Annotated in this window: 16 protein-coding genes and 8 pseudogenes; 9 read left to right on the top strand and 15 right to left on the bottom strand. The window is 61.6% G+C overall.

Annotated features, from left to right (window positions below):
* Window positions 1-325: 325 nt before the first annotated feature.
* Window positions 326-628, bottom strand: a pseudogene (locus FEV53_RS15445) (transposase); the annotation flags it as partial.
* Window positions 629-775: 147 nt separating this feature from the next.
* Between FEV53_RS15445 and FEV53_RS15440 the strand changes: the two are divergent.
* The 4 genes from FEV53_RS15440 to FEV53_RS21290 all read left to right on the top strand — a co-directional run bounded on the left by FEV53_RS15440 (window position 776) and on the right by FEV53_RS21290 (window position 3518).
* Window positions 776-2218, top strand: coding sequence for a coniferyl aldehyde dehydrogenase (locus FEV53_RS15440; protein ID WP_142835693.1), 1443 nt, complete (start codon window positions 776-778; stop codon window positions 2216-2218).
* Between the two features lie 33 nt (window positions 2219-2251).
* Window positions 2252-2656, top strand: a complete 405-nt coding sequence (locus tag FEV53_RS15435) for a GFA family protein (RefSeq protein WP_142835692.1) — start codon at window positions 2252-2254, stop codon at window positions 2654-2656.
* 72 nt (window positions 2657-2728) lie between these two features.
* Window positions 2729-3196, top strand: a complete 468-nt coding sequence (locus FEV53_RS15430; RefSeq protein ID WP_142835691.1) for a glutathione peroxidase — start codon at window positions 2729-2731, stop codon at window positions 3194-3196.
* Window positions 3197-3377: 181 nt separating this feature from the next.
* A complete protein-coding gene (locus tag FEV53_RS21290) occupies window positions 3378-3518 on the top strand; it encodes a hypothetical protein (protein ID WP_221931636.1) in 141 nt (46 codons plus the stop codon).
* Between the two features lie 5 nt (window positions 3519-3523).
* Here FEV53_RS21290 and FEV53_RS21580 read toward each other — a convergent pair.
* The 4 genes and pseudogenes from FEV53_RS21580 to FEV53_RS21920 form a co-directional block, all read right to left on the bottom strand.
* A pseudogene (locus FEV53_RS21580) lies at window positions 3524-4170 on the bottom strand (IS6 family transposase).
* Between the two features lie 180 nt (window positions 4171-4350).
* Window positions 4351-5508, bottom strand: a complete 1158-nt coding sequence (locus FEV53_RS15420; RefSeq protein WP_142835690.1) for an alpha-hydroxy-acid oxidizing protein — start codon at window positions 5506-5508, stop codon at window positions 4351-4353.
* Window positions 5509-5787: 279 nt separating this feature from the next.
* A pseudogene (locus tag FEV53_RS15415) lies at window positions 5788-6525 on the bottom strand (IS6 family transposase).
* Window positions 6526-6602: 77 nt separating this feature from the next.
* Window positions 6603-6728, bottom strand: a complete 126-nt coding sequence (locus FEV53_RS21920; protein ID WP_281283539.1) for a hypothetical protein — start codon at window positions 6726-6728, stop codon at window positions 6603-6605.
* Between the two features lie 385 nt (window positions 6729-7113).
* Between FEV53_RS21920 and ade the strand changes: the two genes are divergently transcribed.
* A complete protein-coding gene (ade, locus tag FEV53_RS15410) occupies window positions 7114-8817 on the top strand; it encodes an adenine deaminase (protein ID WP_142835689.1) in 1704 nt (567 codons plus the stop codon).
* A 173-nt stretch (window positions 8818-8990) separates the two neighbouring features.
* Here ade and FEV53_RS22155 read toward each other — a convergent pair.
* The 4 genes and pseudogenes from FEV53_RS22155 to FEV53_RS15390 all read right to left on the bottom strand — a co-directional run.
* A pseudogene (locus FEV53_RS22155) lies at window positions 8991-9078 on the bottom strand (transposase); the annotation flags it as partial.
* Window positions 9079-9115: 37 nt separating this feature from the next.
* Window positions 9116-9478, bottom strand: a complete 363-nt coding sequence (locus FEV53_RS21280) for a hypothetical protein (protein WP_221931635.1) — start codon at window positions 9476-9478, stop codon at window positions 9116-9118.
* A gap of 141 nt (window positions 9479-9619) precedes the next feature.
* On the bottom strand, window positions 9620-11377 hold the full coding sequence (locus FEV53_RS15395) for an ABC transporter ATP-binding protein (RefSeq protein WP_142835687.1): 1758 nt from the start codon (window positions 11375-11377) through the stop codon (window positions 9620-9622).
* A gap of 297 nt (window positions 11378-11674) precedes the next feature.
* On the bottom strand, window positions 11675-12727 hold the full coding sequence (locus tag FEV53_RS15390) for a hypothetical protein (protein ID WP_142835686.1): 1053 nt from the start codon (window positions 12725-12727) through the stop codon (window positions 11675-11677).
* A gap of 214 nt (window positions 12728-12941) precedes the next feature.
* Between FEV53_RS15390 and FEV53_RS15385 the strand changes: the two are divergent.
* Window positions 12942-13822: pseudogene (locus FEV53_RS15385) on the top strand (recombinase family protein).
* Window positions 13823-13876: 54 nt separating this feature from the next.
* Here the strand turns inward: FEV53_RS15385 and FEV53_RS15380 are convergent.
* Both FEV53_RS15380 and FEV53_RS15375 read right to left on the bottom strand, forming a co-directional pair.
* The gene (locus FEV53_RS15380) at window positions 13877-14983 is read right to left on the bottom strand and encodes a ParB/RepB/Spo0J family partition protein (RefSeq protein ID WP_142835685.1); all 1107 of its coding nucleotides are present in this window, start codon (window positions 14981-14983) and stop codon (window positions 13877-13879) included.
* Window positions 14976-16370 carry an AAA family ATPase gene (locus FEV53_RS15375; RefSeq protein ID WP_142835684.1) on the bottom strand — a complete coding sequence of 465 codons (1395 nt, stop codon included), beginning with the start codon at window positions 16368-16370 and terminating at the stop codon, window positions 14976-14978. Before FEV53_RS15375 ends, FEV53_RS15380 begins: the two co-directional genes overlap by 8 nt.
* Window positions 16371-16908: 538 nt before the next feature.
* Between FEV53_RS15375 and FEV53_RS15370 the strand changes: the two genes are divergently transcribed.
* Window positions 16909-18090, top strand: a complete 1182-nt coding sequence (locus tag FEV53_RS15370) for a replication initiation protein (RefSeq protein ID WP_142835683.1) — start codon at window positions 16909-16911, stop codon at window positions 18088-18090.
* Here FEV53_RS15370 and FEV53_RS15365 read toward each other — a convergent pair.
* Both FEV53_RS15365 and FEV53_RS15360 read right to left on the bottom strand, forming a co-directional pair.
* Window positions 18087-19187 carry an alkene reductase gene (locus FEV53_RS15365; protein ID WP_142835682.1) on the bottom strand — a complete coding sequence of 367 codons (1101 nt, stop codon included), beginning with the start codon at window positions 19185-19187 and terminating at the stop codon, window positions 18087-18089. The two genes, FEV53_RS15370 and FEV53_RS15365, sit on opposite strands and share 4 nt — an antisense overlap.
* 409 nt (window positions 19188-19596) lie before the next feature.
* Window positions 19597-20889, bottom strand: coding sequence for a DUF7986 domain-containing protein (locus FEV53_RS15360; RefSeq protein ID WP_142835681.1), 1293 nt, complete (start codon window positions 20887-20889; stop codon window positions 19597-19599).
* Between the two features lie 115 nt (window positions 20890-21004).
* Here FEV53_RS15360 and FEV53_RS15355 point away from each other — a divergent pair, with 115 nt between their 5' ends.
* Window positions 21005-21151 (top strand): ribbon-helix-helix domain-containing protein, encoded by a 147-nt coding sequence (locus tag FEV53_RS15355; RefSeq protein WP_142835680.1) that lies wholly within the window; start codon window positions 21005-21007, stop codon window positions 21149-21151.
* Here FEV53_RS15355 and FEV53_RS15350 read toward each other — a convergent pair.
* Window positions 21138-22108 (bottom strand): annotated as a pseudogene (locus FEV53_RS15350) (IS3 family transposase); the annotation flags it as partial. The gene FEV53_RS15355 and the pseudogene FEV53_RS15350 sit on opposite strands and share 14 nt — an antisense overlap.
* Window positions 22109-22111: 3 nt before the next feature.
* Window positions 22112-22527, bottom strand: a pseudogene (locus FEV53_RS15345) (IS5 family transposase); the annotation flags it as partial.
* 93 nt (window positions 22528-22620) lie between these two features.
* Here FEV53_RS15345 and FEV53_RS15340 point away from each other — a divergent pair.
* Window positions 22621-22862 (top strand): annotated as a pseudogene (locus FEV53_RS15340) (IS481 family transposase); the annotation flags it as partial.

Raw genomic sequence — 22862 nt, 5'->3', positions numbered from 1 at the left:
ACTCATTGCGCACGAATGCAAACCCACGTGCTGTCGCAGCACCACGCGTCATCGCGCAGCGCTATTCCTAGCTCTTCAAGGCCCTGCGCATCCTGTCATCTGACCTCGGCGCCGTGTCGCGTTGCCCTTAAAGCTGAGTTGGGGCGTGTTTGGCGACATGTTTTACCCTTAATTGTGAGATTGGGCTGTCATTAGCCCTTTGCTTCTCGCGCGCCTCTGGGCAATGTGATCAACTGCGGCATGCAGACGTGGCTCGTTCTCGAAGGCGCGCAAGGGTGATGTCACATTAACTCTGCAGGTTCAGCGACCCATCCGCGCGGTGCTAGAGGACCTTCACCGCCAAGGTCTCCTGTCTTCGGCACATGGTGGAAAAGTCCTGCACCAGCCGGTCCAGACCAGCTCATTTCAGCAGGATCGCCACCATCGATGATGTCCGGCGCAACGGCAGCTTGTGTAGCGCTTTGATCGACAGACAGAACTGGCTCGCCGCATCGGAAAAGACCGACGGACGACTCGTACGACCGTCACCCGGCGCAAGCCAGGTCACGTTCTTGTCGACCCAGATTAACAGCGATTCCCGCTTCTGCGGCGCGGCGTTGTCGCTGGACCAGGACGGGATCGGGGAGATCGCTCGCCGGGCCTCGTGACACAGCGTCACGGGAACCGGGTATTCGCCGATTAGTTGAATCGCTGAAACGTCCGAAGGCTGGGCGTCCAAATGGTGTCATGGATCGACGAGGAGCTGTCCGCCCGTTCGCAAAGAAAGTATTCAGCTATGAAAGACACATTGGAAACAGAGCGATCCGCTGCGACCACCAAAGATGAGATGCGGCGCCGGTTTGATCGTATGCATGCCGAAACCCGCTCAGGCGCGGTTGTGAGCGCCGAGCAGCGGCTCGACCGGCTCGACCGGCTCCGCAAGATGCTGGTCGATAACGAGAAAGCCTTCGTGGAGGCGATCAGCAATGATTTCGGGCACCGTTCCACGCACGAAAGCAGGATGCTCGACATCGTGCTGACCCTCAACGCAATCCGCGCCTCAACCAAAGGATTGCGTAAATGGATGAAGCCGTCCCGTCGCCATGTTGATCTGCCGTTCAAACCCGGCAAAAACTGGGTGCGCTATGAACCACTCGGTGTGATCGGCATCATGTCGCCGTGGAACTATCCGCTCTTTTTGTCACTGGGTCCCCTCGTGGATGTTCTCGCCGCAGGAAATCGGGCGATGCTAAAGCCCTCGAGTCAGACGGCCAGGACTTCCGCGCTGCTGGCAGAACTCATCGCACAGACATTCGACGAATCGGAAGTCACCGTTGTGACGGGCGATCATGACATCTCAGATGCCTTCTCCGATCTGCCCTTTGACCATCTGGTGTTCACCGGATCGGAGGCCATCCGCAAACGGATCATGTCGTCTGCGGCTAAGAACCTCACCCCCGTGACGCTGGAGTTGGGGGGCAAATCGCCGGTGATTGTCGCCGGTGATTTCGACGTCAAAGATGCCGCCAGAAGCATTTCGTTTGGCAAATACCTGAATTCCGGACAGACCTGCATCGCCCCCGACTACGCTCTGGTGCCCAGAGAGAAGGTCGAAGAATTTGCCAAGGCGATGATCGACCACGCGAATGAGAAATATCCGAATGCCGCTACAAATGACGATTATACGTCGATCATCTCGCAGAAGGCATTCGATCGCCTGACAGGCGCACTCGAAAAGGCGCGCAGAGGGGGTGCACGGGTCATGCAGGTGGCTGATGATGGCTCGGCAGCCGGTCGTCGCAAGATCCCGCCTACCGTGGTCCTGGACGCACCCGAAAAATCTGAGCTGCTGACCAAAGAGATCTTCGGACCGATCCTGCCGGTGCTGCCTTATGACAGCCTGGACGAGGTCGCGCGCTACATCAATGACCGTCCCAGACCGCTTGCGCTCTATGCGTTCAGCAACGACCAGAGCGTGCTGGACGGGATCATGGATCGTTCGATTTCCGGTGGCGTGACGCTGAACGCCACGATGATCCATCCCACGCAGGAATCCATGGCCTTCGGTGGTGTCGGATCCAGTGGGATCGGCGGCTATCACGGGCATGAGGGGTTCAAGCGGTTCAGCCACGCCCGCTCGGTGCACAAGATCGGCTTTATCAATGGCCTCGAAAAGCTGGGACCCCCTTGGGGCGACCTCGCTGACCGGGCGATCAAGTTCCTCAAGAACCGCAGCTGACAGCTCGGAACAACAGCATAAGGAGTCAAGACTATGTCGAGAACCGGAGGATGTGCCTGCGGAGCAGTGCGCTTTGAGGCCACGGGAGACTTTCTGGGCACGGGCACGTGCCACTGCACCGATTGTCAAGCCGCGTCAGGAGGTGGGCCGAACGTCTTTGCCTTAGTGGCCAGGGACGATTTCAAAGTCACCTCCGGCGCGCCGGCGCTCTATGAAAAGAAGGCCGATAGCGGCAATCGCATCCAGCGCGCCTACTGCCCGGATTGTGGAACACCGTTATGGTCGGTGATGGCCTATCCGGCGTTGCCGATCCGTTTCGGCGCATTCGACGATAACAGCGATTTCAGCCCACAAATGCAGATCTATACTGCCTCCGCGCCGAAATGGCATCCGATGCGGGATGACATCCCCAGCTTTGAGGGCATGCCACCCATGTGATGCCTCCCGCGAGGGATACCGCAGGTGACAAGGCACAGGCCCCGTTACCTGCGATTTCGAAAGGATTCCAAAATGACGATTGATCTGGACACACCGTTCCCGCGTCTCGGTGGCGGAGAGATACGGCTCAGCGACTGGAGAGGACAGCCGGTTCTTGTCGTCAATACGGCGTCCCGCTGCGGCTTTGCCTTCCAGTTTGACGGGCTGCAAAAGCTATATGACACATACCGCGAGGATGGCCTCGTGGTGCTGGCCGTGTCGTCGGATGATTTCCGTCAGGAATTGTATGATGAGGGCGCCATCCGCGAGCGCTGCGAGGTCCGCTTTGGCCTGACCTTCCCGATGGCCGGCGTCACTCATGTTAAAGGCCCCGAAGCACATCCATTCTATGCCTCGGTGCGTGCGGAGACCCGTTTCACCCCCGCGTGGAACTTCAACAAGATCCTGATCGCTCCGGACGGCACCGTCGCCGGCACTTGGGGAGCCACGACATCCCCCACCTCCCGCCGTCTCACCAAGACCATCGAAGGCCTACTCTGAACCAGACCACAGCTTCACCTCATTCGGTGCCAAAACCTGCGGCGGCCTTTGGCACCGACGGCAAAGGAGTTGCGAAGCCCATCACCGTGGCGGAATGGATACGATTCGGATGATGTGACAGCATCCCGACATCATCTGAGGGCCAAGGTCGGTCTGTGTTAATCCACCCAAGAGGACGGTGATGTCGGAGATTATCGCGGTCGGGGTCGATCTGGCTGAGAACGTTTTTCAGGTGCACGGCGCCAACATTGCCGGCCGGGCAGGTGATGTCACATTAACTCTTCAGGCTCACACTCACACTCACACTCACACTGAAATTTGACCTGATCAAACTGCCATCGTCGCCGTTTGCCATGCGTCGAATGCCTCGAGGCGGTGGTAGCGCTTGGTAAGAGCAGAGCGGCGGCGGGCGGGGACGGAGAAGTGGTTTCGTGTCGCGGATTGAAGGGTGATAAATCTCTGTAGCGCACTGGGAGACCGACATCCCTGCATCGTCCGCTCGCGCTGTCTGAATGGAAGAAGGTTGCTTTCTGCGCGGTTATTAGGGCCCTTATGCGACCAGTGAGAGAGACCGGGCGCAATCTGCCGCTTCGCAGCGCCGTAGGTACGCAGCTTGTCCGTACGATCCGCTTCGGCAGCCAATAGCGCTTGAGCAGGCGGAGCAGCAGACGCTTTGCAGCGCGGGTGTTACGGCGCGACTGAAGAAGTTCTGCGAGGACAAAGCCGTGCTGATCGACCGCGCGCCAGATCCGGAATTTGTGCCCGGCCAGCTTCACTTCGACTTCATCAAGGTGCCAGACATCGCCCGGTTGGCCCTTACGCTGTCGCAACCGTCTGGAAATCTGCGGACCGAATTTTTCCACTCGGCGGCGGATGCTTTCATATGAGACCTCGATACCACGCACCATGAACAGTTCTTCGACCTCGCGCAGGCTCAGATTGAACCGGGCCTAGAGCCAGACGGCATGAGCAATGATCTCGGGCGGGAAGCGGTGGCGCTTGTAGCTGATCGGTATCCCGGTCATGCAGCCCTTGCGAACCCGAAACCGTCGATCCTGACAGCCAAGGCGGAGTTCGCGTGACACCACCCGGACATCAAATTTCAGATTCTACCGGTGGCAGCCGGTAGAGATCAAGTCGACGCGTGTTGTGGATCAGATCCGCTGGATATCACCCCGCAGGCTCGCGATGTCCGCGCGACCGTCGATAGCCATCTGGATCTCGGCCTCGGCCAAAAGACAGCGCAGAACGTGCTCAACTCCAGCTGCACCACCAATGGCCAAGCCGTAGGAATAAGGTCGCCCGATACCGACCGCTGTGGCACCGAGTGCCAGCGCCTTGACCACGTCCACGCCCGACCGTACGCCAGAGTCGAACAGGACTGGTGTGTCGCCACAGACCTCGGCAACTTCGGGGAGCATGTCGATCGCAGCGCGCCCGCCATTCGCCTGCCGACCGCCGTGGTTCGAGACGTAAATACCGTCGATCCCCGCATCGATGGCGCGCTTGGCGTCATCGGGATGGCAGATCCCCTTGAGAACGATGGGCAGCTTCGTGGTGCCACGCAGCCAGCCGAGATCCTCCCAGCCCAGAGACTTCCCGAAGACGCTGGCAAAGGCGCGAGCGGTGGCGCGGACGTCTTTGTCCGGGTCCTGTCCAAGAATGTCGAGGAAGCGCTGGTCGCTGAAATAGTTCGCCAGACACCACCCCCGCAGTTGCGGGAAATTAGAGCGCACCAGATCGCGGGGGCGGTAGCCCGGCATCCACGTATCGAGGGTCACCACCAGCGCTTTGAAGCCCGCCGCCTCGGCGCGGGAAATGAAGCTCTCGGCCAGTTGCTTGTCAGAAGGGGTGTAAAGCTGGAAAAATCCGGGCGTCTCACCGAGGCTGCCAGGGATTTTCTCCATGGGCACCTGGGTCAGCGTAGAGGCACAAAAGGGCACTCCGGTCGCCGCAGCAGCGCGGGCACAGGCGCGCTCGCCATCGTTGTCTCGGTCGATGATCCCGGTCACACCAATGGGCGCCATAAAGAGCGGGGTTGGCAGCTTCATCCCGAACAGCTCGATGGAGAGATCGCGCTCGGTGGCGGCGGCAAGCATCCGCGGTGTCATACCCCAGTGATGAAACGCTTCGACATTATTGGTCTGGGTGTGTTGGTCGCCACTGCCTCCCGCCACATAGTGCAACAGGCTGGTGGACATCAGCGTTGTCGCTTTCTCTTCCCACTCGGCGAAGGAAAATGGAAACTCAGGCAGGTGACCATCAAGTCCGCGGACATATTGTTCGAGGTTGAAGGACGTATAATCAGCCATTTTGACTCTCCTCAAATTTGCAATCCGAAAGGAAACCTTCCCCTCGTTCAGTTAGGCCACCAGCAGGTTTTGTCGCAATTATTTTGCGGGAGGCACTGCCATTTGTGGACAGCTGCGGCTTTGCAAGAGTTTTCTATTGCCGACATGACCATGTTGCACAGGTCAAGCTCTGAACGTATTCGGTCGTTCCCCCGCCCTTTCAGATGACACGCTCATAGGCCGCGCGACGGGATCGCCAACTTGTTCTGCACCGATTGCAAGACTCCTACGCGGATACGATCATGCGGTCATTTCGAGGGCGTAGCTGCGCCAAAGATCAAAGACATCTGATCTGGCGTGACGGTAAGAGATGGCGGCGGGGTCTGAAGATCACATTGATCTGGTCATGGGCGGAGAGGAAGCGCTGCGCTTGCCCGACCGACTTGAACCGGCTCATGAGCTTTTCTCGTTTCCGCGTTGGTCGGTGCGAGTCCTCAATACGATTAATCAGGGCTTTGTGGGCGCGATGATCTTCGTCCGGAGCCAGCTGGCGGATCGGTTTGATATAGCTGCGTAATTTGTCCGTGACGATAACACGGGGCTGGCCAAACCGGGCGATCAACTGTTTCAGAAGCCGCCTGGCTGCCTTGGCGTTTCGCCTTGGTTGCATCAGAATGTCGAGCACATCGCGTTCGTCGGGAAATTGATCCCCCGGATCAATTTCTTGTCCTTCTCACCATCCACGTCCCGCCATAACCACATCTTGACGCCGTTGATCAGGACGGCGACTTCATCGAGGTGCCACTCATCTGACGCTGCGGGCCGGTCGCGCTTGATGCAATGCGCGAAATGCCGACCAAACCGGTTCACCCATTTCCGAACGGCTTCCAGGCTGACGATGACGCCTCGCTCGGCGAGCAGATCCTCTACATCCGCCGTACTCAGCGCGAACCGATGACAGGCCCAAACGGCATAGGCGACGACTTCACGGGGAAAACGGTAGCCCTTCAAGCGCGGCATCTCAGCTGGTATGTTCATCGTGACCGGCTAAGCAGCCTCGGTTGCGTCTGCAAGTTGGCAGTCCCGGCGCATCTCCACGAGCCTCCGGCGGTGTCTCAGCGTCCACAGTAGCTGCCAGTTTCATACTTCAGCCCGTGGCGTAGCAGGAAGCTGAGAAGCTGCTGCTTGGCCACCTTCACCGCATCCATCGCCTGCTTATGCGTTCGGGTCAGATCGCGCATGGAATCTTACTCTTCATCGGGTGTCCAGATTGGCGTGAGTTCACTGGCCCGCCAGGGCCGGCCAACATCTCAGTATCACGTCGATCCGTCTTGATTTGATCGCCCACTCTGCGCGGGATCATCGCAGGCGAGACCACCGCGCATTCAAACCCGAGCTTTGTCAGATGTCGGTGCAGGCCGTACCCACAGGGCCCGGCTTCATAGCAAAACGACAGCGCATGCCAGTTCTTCGTCAGCGCTTTCGTCAGCCGCAACACAGCATCCGCTGAACTGACAATGGTGCCATGGCATTCAGCCCATGCCTCTCCGTTGCGTTTTACTACGCCATCCTTATTATCGAACGGTGCAGACTGACGTATCTCGGTATGCAGAGCATCGAGTAGACATGAGCCGCACACCCACCCTGCCCCACATGATCGACCAGGCCCGGGGACTTGTTCCGGCGGATATCGTTCTTCGGGGCGGAACGGTTCTGGACACGGTGACCGGCAATCATCTGAAAGGCGATGTTGCGATCTGCGGTGACATGATCGTTGGCACCTGTGGTGACTACGAGGGACGCCGGATGATCGACGTCTCGGGCAAGATGCTGGTTCCGGGATTCATCGACACGCATCTGCATATAGAAAGCTCTTGCGTGACACCCTTCGAGTTCGACCGCTGCGTTTGCCCCAAAGGTGTGACCACGGCGATCTGCGACCCGCACGAGATTGCCAACGTCGCCGGGACCACAGGCATCCAGTATTTCCTCGACGCCAGCGCGCACACTCTGATGGATATCCGCGTACAGCTGTCATCCTGCGTGCCCTCAACCGAGATGGAGACTGCGGGCGCGCGCCTTGACCTCAACGATCTTGTCCTGCTCAGGGACCATCCGGCCGTGATCGGGCTGGCCGAGTTCATGAATTACCCCGGTGTGATCAACAAAATGCCCGACGCCATCGCCAAGCTTGATGCGTTTCGGGGCGGGCATATCGACGGGCACGCGCCGCTACTGCTCGGCCGGGATCTGAACGCTTATGTCTCGACCGGCATCCGGACCGAGCATGAGGCGACCAGATATGAAGAAGCGGTGGAAAAGTTGCAGAAGGGAATGCGGATCCTGATCCGCGAAGGCTCAGTATCCAAGGATCTTGCCGCGCTGACGCCACTGATCACAGAGCGGAACTCGCCCTATATCTGCCTTTGCACCGATGACCGAAACCCTCTGGACATCGCCGAACACGGGCACCTGGACTATATGATCAGGACCGCCATCGCGTCCGGAGCGGATGTTCTGGCGATTTACCGCGCCGCAAGCCTTTCGGCAGCCGAGGCGTTCGGTCTGAAGGATCGGGGTCAGATCGCGCCCGGCAAACGCGCCGATATCGTGGTCATGGATGACCTGGCCACCTGCCGCGCCGAAACCGTGATTTGCGGTGGCGTAGTCGTGGGTGAGGACGCCTTTGCGGCACGCGAGACGATCGCGCCAGTCGCGCGCCACTCCGTCAAACCGCCCGCGATCACCGCCACTTCGTTCCGAAGCGGGGGCAACCGCGCCGAGACGCCGGTCATCGGAATCTTGCCCGGCAAAATCATCACCGAACACCTGACCGAGGAAATCCCGCCGGAGGAGGGTGATAAGCGGCCCGATCCCGCGCGGGACCTCGCGCGCGTCGCGGTGATCGAGCGGCACGGGAAGAACGGCAACATCGCCACCGGATTCGTGCGCGGATTTGAAGTGAAGGACGGTGCCATCGCTGCGACGGTCTGCCACGACCATCACAATATTGTCGTTATCGGGATCGACTATGACGACATGGCGCTGGCCGCGAACCGGCTGGCCGAGATCGAGGGTGGCTTCGTCGTCGCGAAGGGCGGCAAGGTGCTGGCCGAACTGGCGCTTCCCATCGCCGGCTTGATGAGCATGGAGCCGTTCGAAGTGGTTGAGGAGAAGCTTCGCAACCTGCGAAGCGCCGCACGGTCGCTGGGCGTCACGCTGGAAGAGCCTTTCCTGCAGATGGCCTTCGTGGCGCTTCCCGTGATCCCGCACCTGAAGATCACCGATCACGGTATGGTCGATGTCGACCGGTTCGAGGTCCTGCCCTGATAATCTGTCGATTTGCGGTGAACCCAAGCCGCAGCGATGCATTAGAGCGTGTCAGTTTTAATCGGTTTTGTATCCAGCTACGTTGAAGAAGTTTTAGCAGTCCTCCTGGGTGACGAGGTCGCAGACATCACCGACGGTATGCCAAAGTTCATTTTAGGTCCTGGCGTCGCCATTCCTAATCAGCGCCTTGAGCTTTGCGAAGGTCATTTCGATTGGGTTGAGGTCATGGCTGTAGGTCGGCAGAAAGAGGAACCACGCACCGATGTCGCGCAGGTCGGACACATCCCGGCGCATCTGCTCAAGCACTTGCAGATCTTCTTTTGCGTGACAGCCCGAGCCTGAGCAGCAGCCGACTGAGCGACGAGCGATGCACCTTCACCCCGTGCTCAGCGGCCAGTTCCGCGGTCAACTCGTCAATCGTCAATTCGGGCTGCGCCGCAATCCGGCGCTCCAACCAACCTTTTACACCGGTCAGTTTACCGCGCCCGGGATTGCCTTGAGGTTTCGCAGCCAGCGAGCCGGTTTCACGCTTGAGCCGCACCATGTCGTTGACGAACTTTATCGACACGCACAGCCGCCGCGCCGCCTCAGTATGCGTGTTGCCCTGCGCGACAAGCCGCACGGCACGTTCGCGCAACTGAGCAAGATGCGGCTTGCCCATCTCTGCCCCAAAAATATGGAATCACAAGGCAAGCATCATGGGAAATCCGGATCTGATCAGGGTCGACACGCTCTAATTTACGGTTCGTTCTGGGGGCCTTCTATTGAGAGCGTCGGCTATTGGATCCGCGACGGGGACCGCTCACGCCACCAGCGTTTGACGATGGCGCAGGGCGCGGTAGAGGCCGTTATCGCGGGCCATGAGCTCCGCCGGTGTACCGTCTTCGACGATACGACCCCGGTCAAAGACCAGAATGCGGTCCATACGTTCCACCGTGGCCAATCGGTGGGCGATGACCAGCGTCGTCCGGCCTGCCATCAGGCGCTCGGCCGCCTCGGCCACCCGGGCTTCGGCCTCGGAGTCGAGCGAGGACGTGGCCTCGTCCATCACCAGAACCGGCGCATCGGACAGGAAAGCGCGGGCAATGGCGACCCGCTGGCGCTCGCCACCCGACAGTTTCACACCCCGCTCGCCGACCATGGTCGCATAGCCTTTGGGCAGGCGCTCGATGAACTCTGCCGCGCCCGCTCGCGCCGCCGCCTCGTGCAGATCGGGGGTCGAGGCTCCGGGGCGTGCATAGCCGATATTCTCTGCCAGCGTCCGATGGAACAGGATCGGCTCCTGCGGGACGATGGCAATGTGGCGGCGCAGTTCGGACAAAGGCACCTGCGCGATATCCACCCCATCCAGAGTGATCCGCCCCCCGGTCACGTCATGGAGCCGCTGGATCAGCTTGACAAAGGTGGTCTTTCCCGAGCCCGACCGCCCCACCAGACCGACCTTCTGCCCCGCCGGAATCGCCAGATCGAGATGGGTAAAGAGCGGCGTTTCCATGCCGCCGTAGCCATAGGTCACATCCTCAAAGGCCAGCGCAGCCGCGCGCGGCGGCAGTGTCCTGGCAGGGCGCCGCGTGACCTGCCGCTCCGGCGTCTCCTCCATCAGATCCACCAGTTCTTCGGCGTCGTTCACCGATTTCTGGAGCATCCGCACATGGTTGCCCATCTGCCGCAGATAGCCATCGAGGACACCGAGGGCCGAGACCACATAGGCGATCTCGCCTGCGCCCGCCGCCCCCCGGGCAAAGGCAATGAGCGCGCCGCCCAGAACGGCTCCCCGCAACAGCCACATGGTGGTGTCCTGAACCAGACCGGACCGCACGCCGCGCCCCCAGTTTCGCCGCGTGCGATGGGCCCATTTGTCCAGAACGCGCCCGAGCCGTTCGTCCTCGCGCTCTTCGCCCGCATGGGCGCGCACCACGGCGTTCGACGTGATCGCGTCGGCCAGGGCGCCCGACACCCGGCTGTCCTGCGCGTTCGCGAGCCGCGCAGCCGGGGCGACCCAAAACAGGGTCAGCGTCGGGGAGAGGGTGAGGTACAGAGCCGCGCCGAGACCCGCGACCAGCCCCACATGCCAGTGGAACAGGGTCAGCGTGGCGATGGTCCCCAGCAGCACCAGCGCGGAGGACAAGAGCATCAGGAGCAGAACATCCGCCATATCATCCAGCGCCCAGGCGCCCCGGGTGATCTTGCGGACCGTGGACCCGGCAAAGGCGTTGGCGTGCCAGTTTGCGGGCAGGCGCTGGACGCGGGCGAACGCCTCCGCCTCCGCCGCGTGCATGGTCGGGATGGTCAGGCGGACGACAGCGACATAACTGAGGGTCTTGGCGCCGATGGACATCGCGCCAAACGTCAGGATCAAGGCGAAAAGCGCCCAGGGCGCCGTATCGTCCGCAACCGCCGTGACCAGCCGACCCGTGACGACCGGGATCGCCACATCGGCGGCGGTAGAAATGAGAACGCAGATCAGGATAGCCGCGACCAGAGGCCAGCGGCGCATCCACAGACCAAACGCGAAACGAAGAACGCGCCCAAAGGCGCCCTTTGTAGAAGAACGGGACATGACATGATCGCGGTCTGGAGGGCCGCGCCTTGGATCAGGGAGAAGAAAGGCCCGGATGTCGGGCAACGGAGGGGTCTGTCCGGGGCAGAACACCGCCGGCGATGTCAGGCGGCAATGGCTCCGAAATAAAAGCTGCCTGGGACAACGCGAATATCGATAACCATCATCGTCTCCCTTTTTTGCACAATTAACAGGCCGGTTCGTTAGCAGGATCTCCGGCGGTGATCAACACCTCAGGTTGATCCGGGTCGATGAGTAGTCGCGCAGGTTCCCGATTAAGATCGCCCGGACCGCTGTTCACCCCGCGGCCTTCCACATGCGGAACCGGCCCTGTCCGGTGACTTCCCGGATGAGGCCATGCTCCTCCATCCAGGTCAGGTTGCGCTGGACCGCGGCGCGGCTGGCGCCGGTCAGGTCTTCGGCCATCGGAGCCGACAGGAGCGGCCAGCTCGCGAAGGCTTTGCGCAGCGCGGGCGGCGTGCGGCCCGAGAGGCGGGACATGGTGGCCTCGGCGCGCGCGGACCAGAGTTCGATCTCGTCGAGATGGCGCATCGCCGCCAGCACCCCGCTCTCCATGCCCGACAGCCACCGCCCGAGCCGTTCCCCCGGCGTGCCTCCGGGGCGCAAGGCCCCTGCCCCGCCCATGGCCACCGGCGCGAAGACCGCCCCGCTGTCGCTGGCGGCGATGCGCGCGGCGGTGACTGCGGCTTCCAGAGGGTCGCCCGCCTCGCCCAGCCCCGCCAGCGCCCAGAGATGCACCCCCATCGCGGCGCGGGTGATCGGGTGCAGCGCGCTGGCCTCAGCCATGGCCGCCTCCCAGCCCCCGGCCCGGTCGGCAAAGCGGTCCTCGCCGGTGCCAGCCTCCGGGTCGCGCCGGTCGAGGAAACCCGCCAGCCCTGCCTCCGGCCCCGGCCCTCCCGTCAGCCGCCGCATGGCCCAGGCCGCGCGTGCCAGCGCCGCCATGTCGTCCTGCACGCCCGCGAGATGCAACGCCATCCAGAGCGCCAGCCGATCCGCGCCGACCCGGTCCCCTGCGATCCAGCTCAGCTCCGCCGCCTCGGTCAAGGCCAGCCGATGCCGCCAGCCCTCCGGCCCCCGCGACAGCCGGTCTCCAAGCGCCCCGAGTCGCCCCGCCGCCTGCGCCAGCCGCGCCGCCTGCCCCGCCTCCGCCGCGCGCCAGTCGCGGAGGAGATCCGCCTCATCAGGCGGCAGTTGGGGTCCGGGCGGCAAGAGATCCGGCTCCTGTTCCAGGGGCGGCGGCAGGAACCACAGATCTTCTTCGGTCGCGTCTTCAGCGTCTTCAAAGGGATCGTCGGTATTATCCCGGTATGTGGGGCGTTGGGAGGTCATATGTGCATTATGCACAATTTTTGCCGATCACCCAATGAATTTAATTCCATATCGAAGAAGGGAAGCGTTATGAGCAAATGCGCTCGCCGGGGCCAGCGCCTTCATCCCGCTGAGCCCAAGGAAACAGGACGCAAACCTGCCAGAGCCACCCCTTGCATCCATTTACAATCGACCGTTTACTGGCGACACCTTAAACTGCAAAGCGCCCTGCCCCATGCCCCAGATCGGCTATGCCCGCGTCTCTACCGAGGATCAGACCCCCCTGCCCCAGGTGCAGGCCCTGAAAGCCGCCGGATGCTCCGAGATCCACGAGGAGCGCGCCTCGGGCGGCGATCGCGCGCGTCCGGTGCTGACCCGCGTGCTGGAACGTGTGCGGTCCGGGGATACGCTCGTCGTCGTGCGCATTGACCGGCTCGCCCGCTCGTTGTCGCATCTGCTGGAGGTCATCGAGCGGCTGGAGGCTAGGGGCGCGTTCTTCCGCTCCATCGAGGATCCCATCGACACCGCGTCGCCGCAGGGCAAGTTCACCCTGCAAGTCCTCGGGGCGGCGGCCGAATTCGAGCGCGCCCTGATCCGCGAGCGCACCAAGGCAGGTCTCGCATCCGCCCGCGCCGAGGGCCGGATCGGCGGCAATCCCGGCCTGCGCGCCCGCGACCCCAATGCTCTGCGCAAGGTCCGCCTCGCCCGGCAGGACGGCTATATGGAGCGCCTCGCCCGGACCGCGCCCGACTGGGTACCCCATGTCCGTCGCCTGCGCCCCGACACGCCGTGGGAGGACGTGTTGCGGATCATCAACGGCCCCTGCCGGAGGCCCGCCACTGGACCCAGGGCCGCCTCCTGCGGGCCGTAAACGCCTATGTCTGCGACGGTTTCCTTCCGCCCGAGACCCTCTCCCGCGCAGGCCGTCGCGCGACGGACGACCGCCTCCCCGCCCTCGTCGCCGCGATCAAGGGCGCCGACCCCGACATCACCCTGCAAGCCATCTGCGACCGTCTTGAGGCCATGCGCGAACCCACCCCAAGAGGCCGCAAAACATGGCAACCCTCCTCCGTCAGAATGCTCCTGCAAAGGGCAGAGAAACTGGGGATGCTGTGACCCCCCCAATGGCAAATGACCAGCGAGGACCTCTGATCGAAGGTCGTCTCAGGGCTATTTCGGCCTGTCCAACAACCGCGCCAACTCCTGCATGGCCGAGGCAACAAGCTCAGAATCAATGCGACCGCTCAGGCGAAGCATGTGGTCGTTACCGTCCTGCGCATGGCGGATTGTGATACCGTTGGAAAGGCGCAATTCGTCGGGCCCTGTCCATCCCACCTGAGGAGTCTTGCGCGGCCGTCCGCCGCGGGCGTGCGCCGGCTTCACGTCGGCCTCATAGCGCTCGACGACCGATTCCAGTCGGGACCATTCCTCCGCAGCCGAGTGCACCGGCTGCGCCTCCAGCGCATCGCGGAGCGCGCGATCTGCCCCGTTTCGAAGGGCCGCTGCAAGCCGCAGACCATCGCGCTCCTTCAGCGCTTCCGCATAGCTGAGAAGGTCCCCCAGGTCCTCGCAGATCAGCGCGAAAGACCGGATCTTCGAGCGCTTTGCCTTGGACGCAGTGGTAAACAGGTTGTTCACGGCCTCCTCCACCGTCGCGTAGACGCCGCGCTCGGCGGCGACAACAGCGATCCGGCCACGCTCGAAATGGCTGAGCTGGGACCGTATTTCGTTCTCCTCGACCATTGCCACCATGGCCCCACCCAACTGCTCGGGATCGCGGAGAATGGCCCGGATCGTGGCGGTCTCGGGGGTGCTGTATTGGGAGTGAAGCTCACGGACAGCGCGCAAGCGGCGGTAGCCTGAGATCAGACCAAAACGCCCACCCTGCCCCGCAGTCTCCCCCTTGTCGAAAACCTCGATCGGCAGACGCATGCCGTGCACGAGAATCGAGCGCTTCAACTCCTCCAGCTCTTCGTGGTCGAGCATCGTCCGGTCACGCACCATTACGTCTGCGTCGACGGCATCCGTCGGCAGATCAAGCAGCAACAACCCGCCGGCCTCGGCTTCGCGAAGGCGTGTAGCGTCGGCCTTGTCGCGGGCCTGTTCGGCGCGCAGTCCCGCCGGCAGAGGCTCAGCCGCATCTGCGGCCTCGCGCGCGACCTGCGCGATCGGCGCCATTGCGCCGGCGGCACGGTTGGAGGTTTCGCCGCGAAACTCCTCCTCGATCCGGGAGAGATCTTCGGCGCTAGGTGCGGTAATCTTACGTCTCTTAGCCATGCACCCCGTCCTCCTCATCAGCCATTTCCTGATCCCGCCACCACGACCCCAGGATGAGTGCCTTCACCTCAGCCCATGTTCTGTCGAATGTCTCGCGACCTCGCAGATAGGTCTCACGGTTAAAATCCCTCGGGTCGGCTTCGTAGATCCCGTTAACCTGTTCACCCGCCTGCCCGACCATCGCGGTGATGTCCTGTCGAAAGGTCGTCATCAGGTCGCCAAAATAAGCCTGAATGACGTTCGCCAGATCGGTCTGCTGAGCGGCATCGAACCGGGTAATGAGGGTGCGCACCGCGTCCCACTCAAACCGAACTTCGGGCAGGCCTTGCCGGGTCCTGACAGAATTCTCGCCATCCTCGATCGAGGCGAAGGTCGAGTAAAGCATGTCAAAGAAGCGGCCTGTGGAATCGAATTCCAGGAAACTTGCCCCGAGGGGGATGAGGAGAATATCGGCGGCCGAAAGCGCGTTGATGGTCAGGTAGCCGAGGGCAGGGGGGGTGTCGATGAGGATGATGTCGTAGGAGCTCAGGATGTCATCTTGCCCCAAACCGTTCAGTAGAGAATCCCACAACGGCCAGGATCGCTCGGTCATCCGCCACACCGGAACCTGAAACTCGGCCCAGTAGAGATTCAGCTGAGCACCGATGAGATCGAGATTAGGCCAGTGGGTCTTCTGGATCAGGTTTCGCGGCGAAACCTTCAGAGCCTCGGTTAACGTTTCATCAAGTGGGAGTTCGGCGGCCCCGCCGCTCCGCCGGACAGCGTTCTCGGCCTCCAGGTGCCGGGCAAAATCCCTCGCGATGAGGGGGAAGGCAGTCTGCCACTCGTCCTCGACCTTGCCTCCCATAATCGAGGTCAAGGAACCCTGGGAATCGAGATCCACGGCCAGCACCTTGTAGCCATCCATCGCAGCCGACATGGCCAGATGGGCACATGTCGATGTCTTGCCAACACCGCCCTTAAAATTTGCCACCGCCACGATCTTCGCCGGCAAGCCGTCCGGACGCCAGGGCCGGTATTCCCGACCCTTTGCACCCTCCTTGGCAAAATGATCCCGCAACACCATGATCTCTTCGAGAGAAAACCATTTCGTGCTTGCATTGCCGCTGCCTTGGGGGAGGTGAGGATTAGACTTCAGCACGCGACGAAAATGGGCCGGGTTGACCGGGATCAGATAGCGGCAAACCTCGGTTGTAGAAAATTTTCGAAGTCGTTTGTCACCGTCGGGCGCATGTCCGTTCCGTGCCAGCTCCTGTCGTCCCTTGGCAGCAAAGGCTGCGGCCTTGGCAAAGCGCGATGTGTCGACAGGATCACTGAGAGATGCCGCAGCCTGCGCTGGATCAATGCCGAAAAATGGTGGTAAGTCAGACTTGCCTGATGATGTCATATAACTGCCCTTATGTTCGGTGTTTATTATGATGCACGCGAAATCATCGCACATCCTTAGAGCCAATGAAATCACTCCTGTGGTGATACATCCAGAATCTGAAAAGAACACGACATGCCATACGGGTCGGCGTTGTTATTCTTTGACTCTCTTTAAAAACTTTGGTGGCAAATTTGTACTTACAGATCAATCTATAAGAGACAGACAGGCGCCCGTTTGCAGGACGAACAGCGCCCGGATACGGGATAAAAGGTGCCAGCTTACGGGATGGGAGGTGCCGATTCGCGGTACAGAGCGAGAAAACGCCCTTTTTTCTGGGCCACGTAACGCATCCAGACCGATCTTGCAGGCCTGAGCGGACTCCTCATCCCGCAAACAGGTACCCAAGACATCTCCCGAAACATCAAACGTGCCCGTTTACAGGATCGCATCTGTCCCGGTTATGGGTGCCAAAAAAAGAATTGTCGTCGGGTGCCTTTTCGGTCATCCTTTCTTCACGACTCGCCCGGCAGACGGCGAGCACAAGGAGCAGGACCTGATGAGCGATATACCCCGCGATATTCTGACGGGGGCGCTCCGGCGAAGTTCGGTCAAAAAGCATGTGGCCGCGATACATGTGTCGGGACGTCTCACACTTTTGCAGCGCAAGTTGTCAAACGTGTTGCTGTTGAACGCCTATGATCTCTTGGGTCAGCAGCAGACCTTTCAGATCGATGCCAAGACCCTCGCGATGATGGTCGGCTACAATTCCAACGACACCGATACGTTGAAACAGTCCCTGCGCGGCCTCGCGGAAACGGTCGCTGAGTGGGATATGCTCGATGACAACGGACGGCAGGAATGGGGTGTGTCGGCGCTGCTGTCCTTTGCGACGCTCAAAGAGGGGGTGTGTACCTACGCCTATTCCCCGGCTCTCGCGGAGAAGCTGCGGGATCCAAAGGTATTTGCGCTGATCAACCTGAACATCCAGCGGCGGTTTACCTCGGGCCATGCGTTAGCGCTGTACGAGAATTGTTATCGCTTTGTGCGGACGGGCTCGACCGGATGGTGGCCGCTTGACACGTTCCGGCGGCTCATGGGGGTGGCAGACAGCACCTATTACGAGATCTACAAGCATCTGAATGCAAAGATCATCAAGCCGGCCGTGGCCGAAGTAAACGCGACCTCGAACATCGTCATCAGGGCCGAGACCCGCAAGCGGGGCCGTTCTGTGACCGATATCCGGTTTCTTATTGAAAAGAACCCGCAGCTGGCGATTCTGGATCTCGACGATGGGGCAGGGCTGCGCAAGGGACCGATTTATGCGCGACTGATCGAGATCGGCATCAGTGACCGGCTGGCGCGGCAATGGCTGTCAGAACACGGCGAAGACGAAGTCGAGCGCAAGCTCGACTACGTGGCGGGGCAGGGGGGTGTTCGCAATGCCGCCCGCTATCTGGCCGCGGCACTGCGGGACGATTATCAGGAGACCGCCACACCGGTAGCGCCGAGCTCAGAGAGGGGCGCGCGGCTGGGCCGGATCCGCGATCTCGTGGCGGCCCGCACGCCGACCCAGCGCGATGCCGACAAACGTCTGTTCCAAAGTCGGTTGAGCGGTCCCAAACGGGACGATTTCGAGCGCCATGGCTGGATGTCAGCGCTGAACCACGCCGAGATCTGCGCTTTCTGGAACGACATCGTGCCCGACGCGTTTGACGGGCACGACGCGGCGGCGCCTTAGCTGGCCTCGGCGCGTTCCTCCTCCAGCGTCGGGTAGTCGATATAGCCCCCTTCTTCGCCGCCGTACATGGTGTCGGGATCGGGCTTGTTCAGGGTGGCGTCCTGACGGAGCCGTTCGGGCAGGTCGGGATTGGCGATGAAGGGGCGGCCAAAGGCCACGAGGTCCACCGAACCATCGGCCACGCGCGAGATCGCCAGACTACGGTCATAGGCGTTGTTGCCCATATAGGGGCCGGTCCACAGCTGGCGCAGGGCGTCGTAGTCGCCTTTGCGCTCGCCGCCGGTTTGTCCCTCGACCATGTGGAGATAGGCCAGACCGTAGCGGTTCAGGCGCTCAACCACGGGGGTGAACATGCCCATCGGGTCGCTCTCTGTGGCGTTGTTGGCGGCGGAAAAGGGCGACAGGCGGATGCCGATCCGGTCCGCATCCACGGCGCCGGTCATGGCGTCCATGATCTCGAAGAGGAACCGGGTGCGGTTTTCGATGGAGCCGCCATAGCGGTCACCGCGCTTGTTGGTGCCGTCCTTCAGGAACTGGTCGATGAGATAGCCGTTGGCGGCGTGCAGTTCGACCCCGTCAAACCCAGCCTCCATGGCGCAGTTCGTGGCGTGGACGTAGTCGAGCACGATCCCCGCGATCTCGTCGGCATCAAGCGCCCGGGGGACGGAGGTTTTGGAATAGCCGCTGCTGAGATAGGTATCCACATCAGCGCCGATGGCGGACGGGGCGACCGGCTTCTGGCGGTCTGGCTGGAACTCGGTGTGAGAGATCCGTCCCACATGCCAGAGCTGGATGACGATCTTACCACCCGCCTCATGCACTGCGTCGGTGACCTTGCGCCAGGCGGCGACCTGCTCGGAGGTATAGATGCCGGGGGTCGAGATATAGCCCTTGCCCTGCGGCGAGATCTGAGCGGCCTCGGTGATGATCAGCCCGGCGCTGGCGCGCTGGGTATAGTAGGTGACGTGGAGATCGGAGACTGTGCCGGTCTCGTCATCGGCGCGGCTGCGGGTCAGCGGCGCCATGACCACGCGGTTGGAGAGGTCCAGCGCACCGGCGCGGAACGGGGTGAAAAGGGGGCTGGCATCCTGAGACATGAACGGGTCCTTTGACAGGTGTGACGGCGCGTCTCCCGCGCCGGGATCTGTGCTGTCAACATCGCGAAGGACGGTTTGGTTCACAGGCGGGGCAGGGGGCCCGCTCCGGTCAGCCGGCGATGAGCCGGATGCGGGGTTCGGTCATTGGTTCGAACAGCACGGTCTTTTCGAGCCTTTTGCACAGATCAAGCTGAGGGCGCATCTGCCCCTTCCCCCGCACTATCACTTGACCCGCTCATATGCCGCGCGACCGGGGTCGGTCATGCGGCCCAAGGGGTTTGACAGCGATCGGGCTCTCGGTTGCAGAAGGTCGCGTGGCGGGGTGATTCTGGGATTTGTTCCTGCTGGCCCTCAGACATCCGGAGCGGAATTTTTGCACCCGTTTGCCGCTGAGCGGTCCGGCGGTAACTTATCGACGGTCGTCCATCACTCCGAGCTCGCGCCACATCCAGGTGAAGTCATAGCCCGCGGTGGCAGCGTTGCTCCGGGCGCTGCCGTTTTCGAGGTGCTTGAGCCAGCCGACCACCTTATCCCGCATGGACGGATCGCGGGCGGCCTCTCGGGGGGAAAGGCCGTCGAGCATCGGCAGCGGGCTGTCGAGGGTGCTGCGATAATGCAGGTCCATCTGCTCCTGAAGGATCTGCTGTACCAGTTCAGGTGGGATCGCGTCGTCGGCATCGGCAGTGGCTTCACCCGCCGCGCTGACTTGTCCAACGGTTTCGATGGTCGTCAAAGGCGGGCGCAGGACCTCGCCCAGGAGGTCGGTGATCACGGCTTCGGCCTTGGCGGCGCGGGCCGCGGAATCGACATTCACGATTAGCGCGCGGCCCTTCAGATCCACCGAGCCGAAGACCGGATAGCCTTCGCTGGCGGTGCTGTGCCGGGTCTTGCCGGTCTCGATCCAAACCCATGATTTCGATCCCTCCGACATCATATCACGACGTTCGTTCAGCACAGGCGCGATCTGCTTTTGGGTGACGCCCTTGGCAAAGGGAAAGCGCAGCTCGTGGAACATCAATGGATCACCGTCGCGGTTAAGGATCTCCAGCTCCTCCTGATCCAGCATCCGCTCCAGTTCGGTTCCGAGCCAGATCCCGGTGAAGAGCGGTGCTAAGCCGAACAGGATCTCGCGCGTGATCTGAACGGGGCTGCCATCCTCGTCGCGGAGTGCGTCAAGGAGCATCGCGGTGGCGTCGGCGGAGTAGGGTAGGGCGGCTCCGGACATGACAAAGTGTTCTTCCCAAGGGACCACGCGCGCCGCAATCCGGTCCCATTGATGCAGGCTCTGGGTCGCGCTCTTCTCCTGCACGGTCACCGGATCCGCGCTGGTCAGCAGGTCGCGCAGCACCATGGAGTGTCCGGGACGTACGTCACTGACCTCGTAAAGGCTGACAGGCGTGTCCCGGAGCGCCGCAAAATAGGCGCGGTTTGCGACCGTGTCGGCCCAACCCCGGCGCTTGAGATAGAGATCGATGATATTTCCGTCCGGGTAGCGCCGGGCGAGGAAATCCTCAAACCCGCAGCCCCAGAGCAGCATCGTCGCAGACTCGCCCAGCAGCCCCTCAAGCTCCTCTGACCCGAGGTCGAACTCCTCCATCATGGGATGCGCATGCTCGCCGACCACCTCCTGTAAACGGTCGTGCCACAGTTGCTCCTGTGCGATGAAGTTGAGGAGGGCGGAGAGATCTGTGCGGCCGCTCATGAGGACTCCCTGTCTGCTCCGCCTGATACAAATCGCAAACGGCGCCGGTTGGCCAGATCCCTTGAACGGAGGGAGGAATAGGATTACTACTCAGTAGCACAAAAGGAGCTTGCCCATGTCTGTCAAAGCCTCCGTTTCCTTATCCGAGCAACAGGACAGCTTTGCCCGCGCCCTCGTCGCGGATGGCAAATATGCCAGCGTCAGCGCGGTGGTGCAGCGCGGTCTGGAACTTTTGCGGGCTGAACTGATCAGCCCCACTTGAGTGGTCCAATTTGATTGTGAGTCATGACTGGCCTTCGGTCCATCGTGACGACGGTTTCCGGGGCCGGTGGGCGGTAGCCTAATGCGCTGTGTGGTCGTTTCGTGTTGTAGTGTTTCCTCCATTCTTCGATCAGGATCTGCGCCTCGCGCAGGCTGTAGAAGGTTTCGCCATTCAGTAACTCGTCGCGGAAACGGGCATTGAAGCTCTCCACATATCCGTTCTCCCAGGGTGACCCGGGATCGATATAGGCGGTCTTGGCTCCAACAGCTTTGATCCAGTCCTGTACGGTCTGAGCAACGAACTCCGGGCCGTTGTCAGACAGGATGAATGATGGCACACCGCGCAGGATGAACAGGTCGCTCAGCGCATCGATCACGTTGCCTGAGTTCAGCTTACGATCCACGCGGATGGTCAGGCACTCTTGGCTGTACGCGTCGATAATGTTGAGCGTACGGAACGCCTTTCCGTCATCCGTCCGGCAGTGCACGAAGTCATATGACCAAACGTGATCGCGACGCTCAGGTCGCAGTCTGACGCACGAGCTGTCGTTCAGCCAGAGCCGTCCCTTCTTTGGTTGCTTCATCGGTACTTTCAGCCCCTTTCGTCGCCACAGCCTTTCGACGCGCTTGTCGTTCACATGCCAGCCAGCATCTCTCAGCAGCGCAGCAATCCGACGATAGCCATACCGTCCATACTGCCGGGTCAGCCCGATCATGTCGGCCACCAGGCGCTCTTCGTCCGGGCGGCCAGCAGGCACCTTACGCTGCGTGGATCGGTGCTGTCTGAGAACACGACAGGCACGGCGCTCCGAGACAATCAGCTCCGCTCGAACACGATCAATGCAGGCACGGCGACGAGCGGGGCTCAGAAGTTTCCCTTTGCGGCCTCCGCCAGGATCAGCTTGTCCAGCGTAAGATCAGAAACGGCCTTGCGCAGGCGCTCATTTTCTTTCTGAAGACCGTAGCGTGTGGCGACCCGTCGCCAATCCTTCAGGCGGCCGAACATGATCTCGATCCGGTTGCGCCGTTTGTATCGCCGCTTGTCGTATTTGATGGGTGTCTTGCGCTGCTTGCGACCTGGGATGCAGGCTTTTATCCCCTTGTCTTCCAGCGCTTCTCTGAACCAGTCGGCGTCATAGCCGCGGTCGCCCAGCAGCCATTCGACATCTGGAAGACTGCTGCACAGCGCCCGCGCGCCGACGTAGTCGCTGACCTGGCCGGCTGTGATGAACAGGTTCAGTGGGCGGCCACGGCTGTCGCAGACCGCGTGCAGTTTGGTATTCATCCCACCCTTTGTTCGGCCGATGGCGCGCCCGCGCTTGTCGCGAGTTCCCCCTTTTTCGCCCGCATGATGGAGGCCGTACGGTGCGCTTTGAGATCATTCGGCCGTCTGCTCGGACCGATGGCGCCAACGTGTTTGATCCCACGGTTTGATGGTGTGATCCTTTCTCAGGAATGGAAGGAAGCATTATGGGACAAGTTCGTCACGGGAGCGCCTCGACCACGCACGCTGTCAGAGCTGCAATACAGCGATCGCAAGCTTCGCTCGCGCAGCTGAGCAAGGAGCTGGGCATCAATCCCAAGACCGTCGCGAAGTGGCGCAAGCGGGCGACGGTGGAGGACTTGAAGACTGGGCCGAGGGAGCCGCGTTCGACCGTTCTCACCGAAGCGGAGGAGGCCATGATTGTCGCATTCCGGCGTCATACGCTACT

This window comes from Palleronia caenipelagi (assembly GCF_007004065.1).
In the GTDB taxonomy this organism is placed as follows: domain Bacteria; phylum Pseudomonadota; class Alphaproteobacteria; order Rhodobacterales; family Rhodobacteraceae; genus Palleronia; species Palleronia caenipelagi.
The sequence above is the reverse complement of the archived record's forward strand: the minus strand, read 5'-3'. Positions and strand labels throughout refer to the sequence as shown.

Bases quoted from the DNA above. Each gene is read 5' to 3' on its own strand.
- FEV53_RS15440 (WP_142835693.1), top strand. From the start codon at position 776: ATGAAAGACACATTGGAAACAGAGCGATCCGCTGCGACCACCAAAGAT.
- FEV53_RS15435 (WP_142835692.1), top strand. From the start codon at position 2,252: ATGTCGAGAACCGGAGGATGTGCCTGCGGAGCAGTGCGCTTTGAGGCC.
- FEV53_RS15430 (WP_142835691.1), top strand. From the start codon at position 2,729: ATGACGATTGATCTGGACACACCGTTCCCGCGTCTCGGTGGCGGAGAG.
- FEV53_RS21290 (WP_221931636.1), top strand. From the start codon at position 3,378: ATGTCGGAGATTATCGCGGTCGGGGTCGATCTGGCTGAGAACGTTTTT.
- FEV53_RS15420 (WP_142835690.1), bottom strand. From the start codon at position 5,508: ATGGCTGATTATACGTCCTTCAACCTCGAACAATATGTCCGCGGACTT.
- FEV53_RS21920 (WP_281283539.1), bottom strand. From the start codon at position 6,728: ATGCGCGATCTGACCCGAACGCATAAGCAGGCGATGGATGCGGTGAAG.
- ade (WP_142835689.1), top strand. From the start codon at position 7,114: ATGAGCCGCACACCCACCCTGCCCCACATGATCGACCAGGCCCGGGGA.
- FEV53_RS21280 (WP_221931635.1), bottom strand. From the start codon at position 9,478: ATGGGCAAGCCGCATCTTGCTCAGTTGCGCGAACGTGCCGTGCGGCTT.
- FEV53_RS15395 (WP_142835687.1), bottom strand. From the start codon at position 11,377: ATGTCCCGTTCTTCTACAAAGGGCGCCTTTGGGCGCGTTCTTCGTTTC.
- FEV53_RS15390 (WP_142835686.1), bottom strand. From the start codon at position 12,727: ATGACCTCCCAACGCCCCACATACCGGGATAATACCGACGATCCCTTT.
- FEV53_RS15380 (WP_142835685.1), bottom strand. From the start codon at position 14,983: ATGGCTAAGAGACGTAAGATTACCGCACCTAGCGCCGAAGATCTCTCC.
- FEV53_RS15375 (WP_142835684.1), bottom strand. From the start codon at position 16,370: ATGACATCATCAGGCAAGTCTGACTTACCACCATTTTTCGGCATTGAT.
- FEV53_RS15370 (WP_142835683.1), top strand. From the start codon at position 16,909: ATGAGCGATATACCCCGCGATATTCTGACGGGGGCGCTCCGGCGAAGT.
- FEV53_RS15365 (WP_142835682.1), bottom strand. From the start codon at position 19,187: ATGTCTCAGGATGCCAGCCCCCTTTTCACCCCGTTCCGCGCCGGTGCG.
- FEV53_RS15360 (WP_142835681.1), bottom strand. From the start codon at position 20,889: ATGAGCGGCCGCACAGATCTCTCCGCCCTCCTCAACTTCATCGCACAG.
- FEV53_RS15355 (WP_142835680.1), top strand. From the start codon at position 21,005: ATGTCTGTCAAAGCCTCCGTTTCCTTATCCGAGCAACAGGACAGCTTT.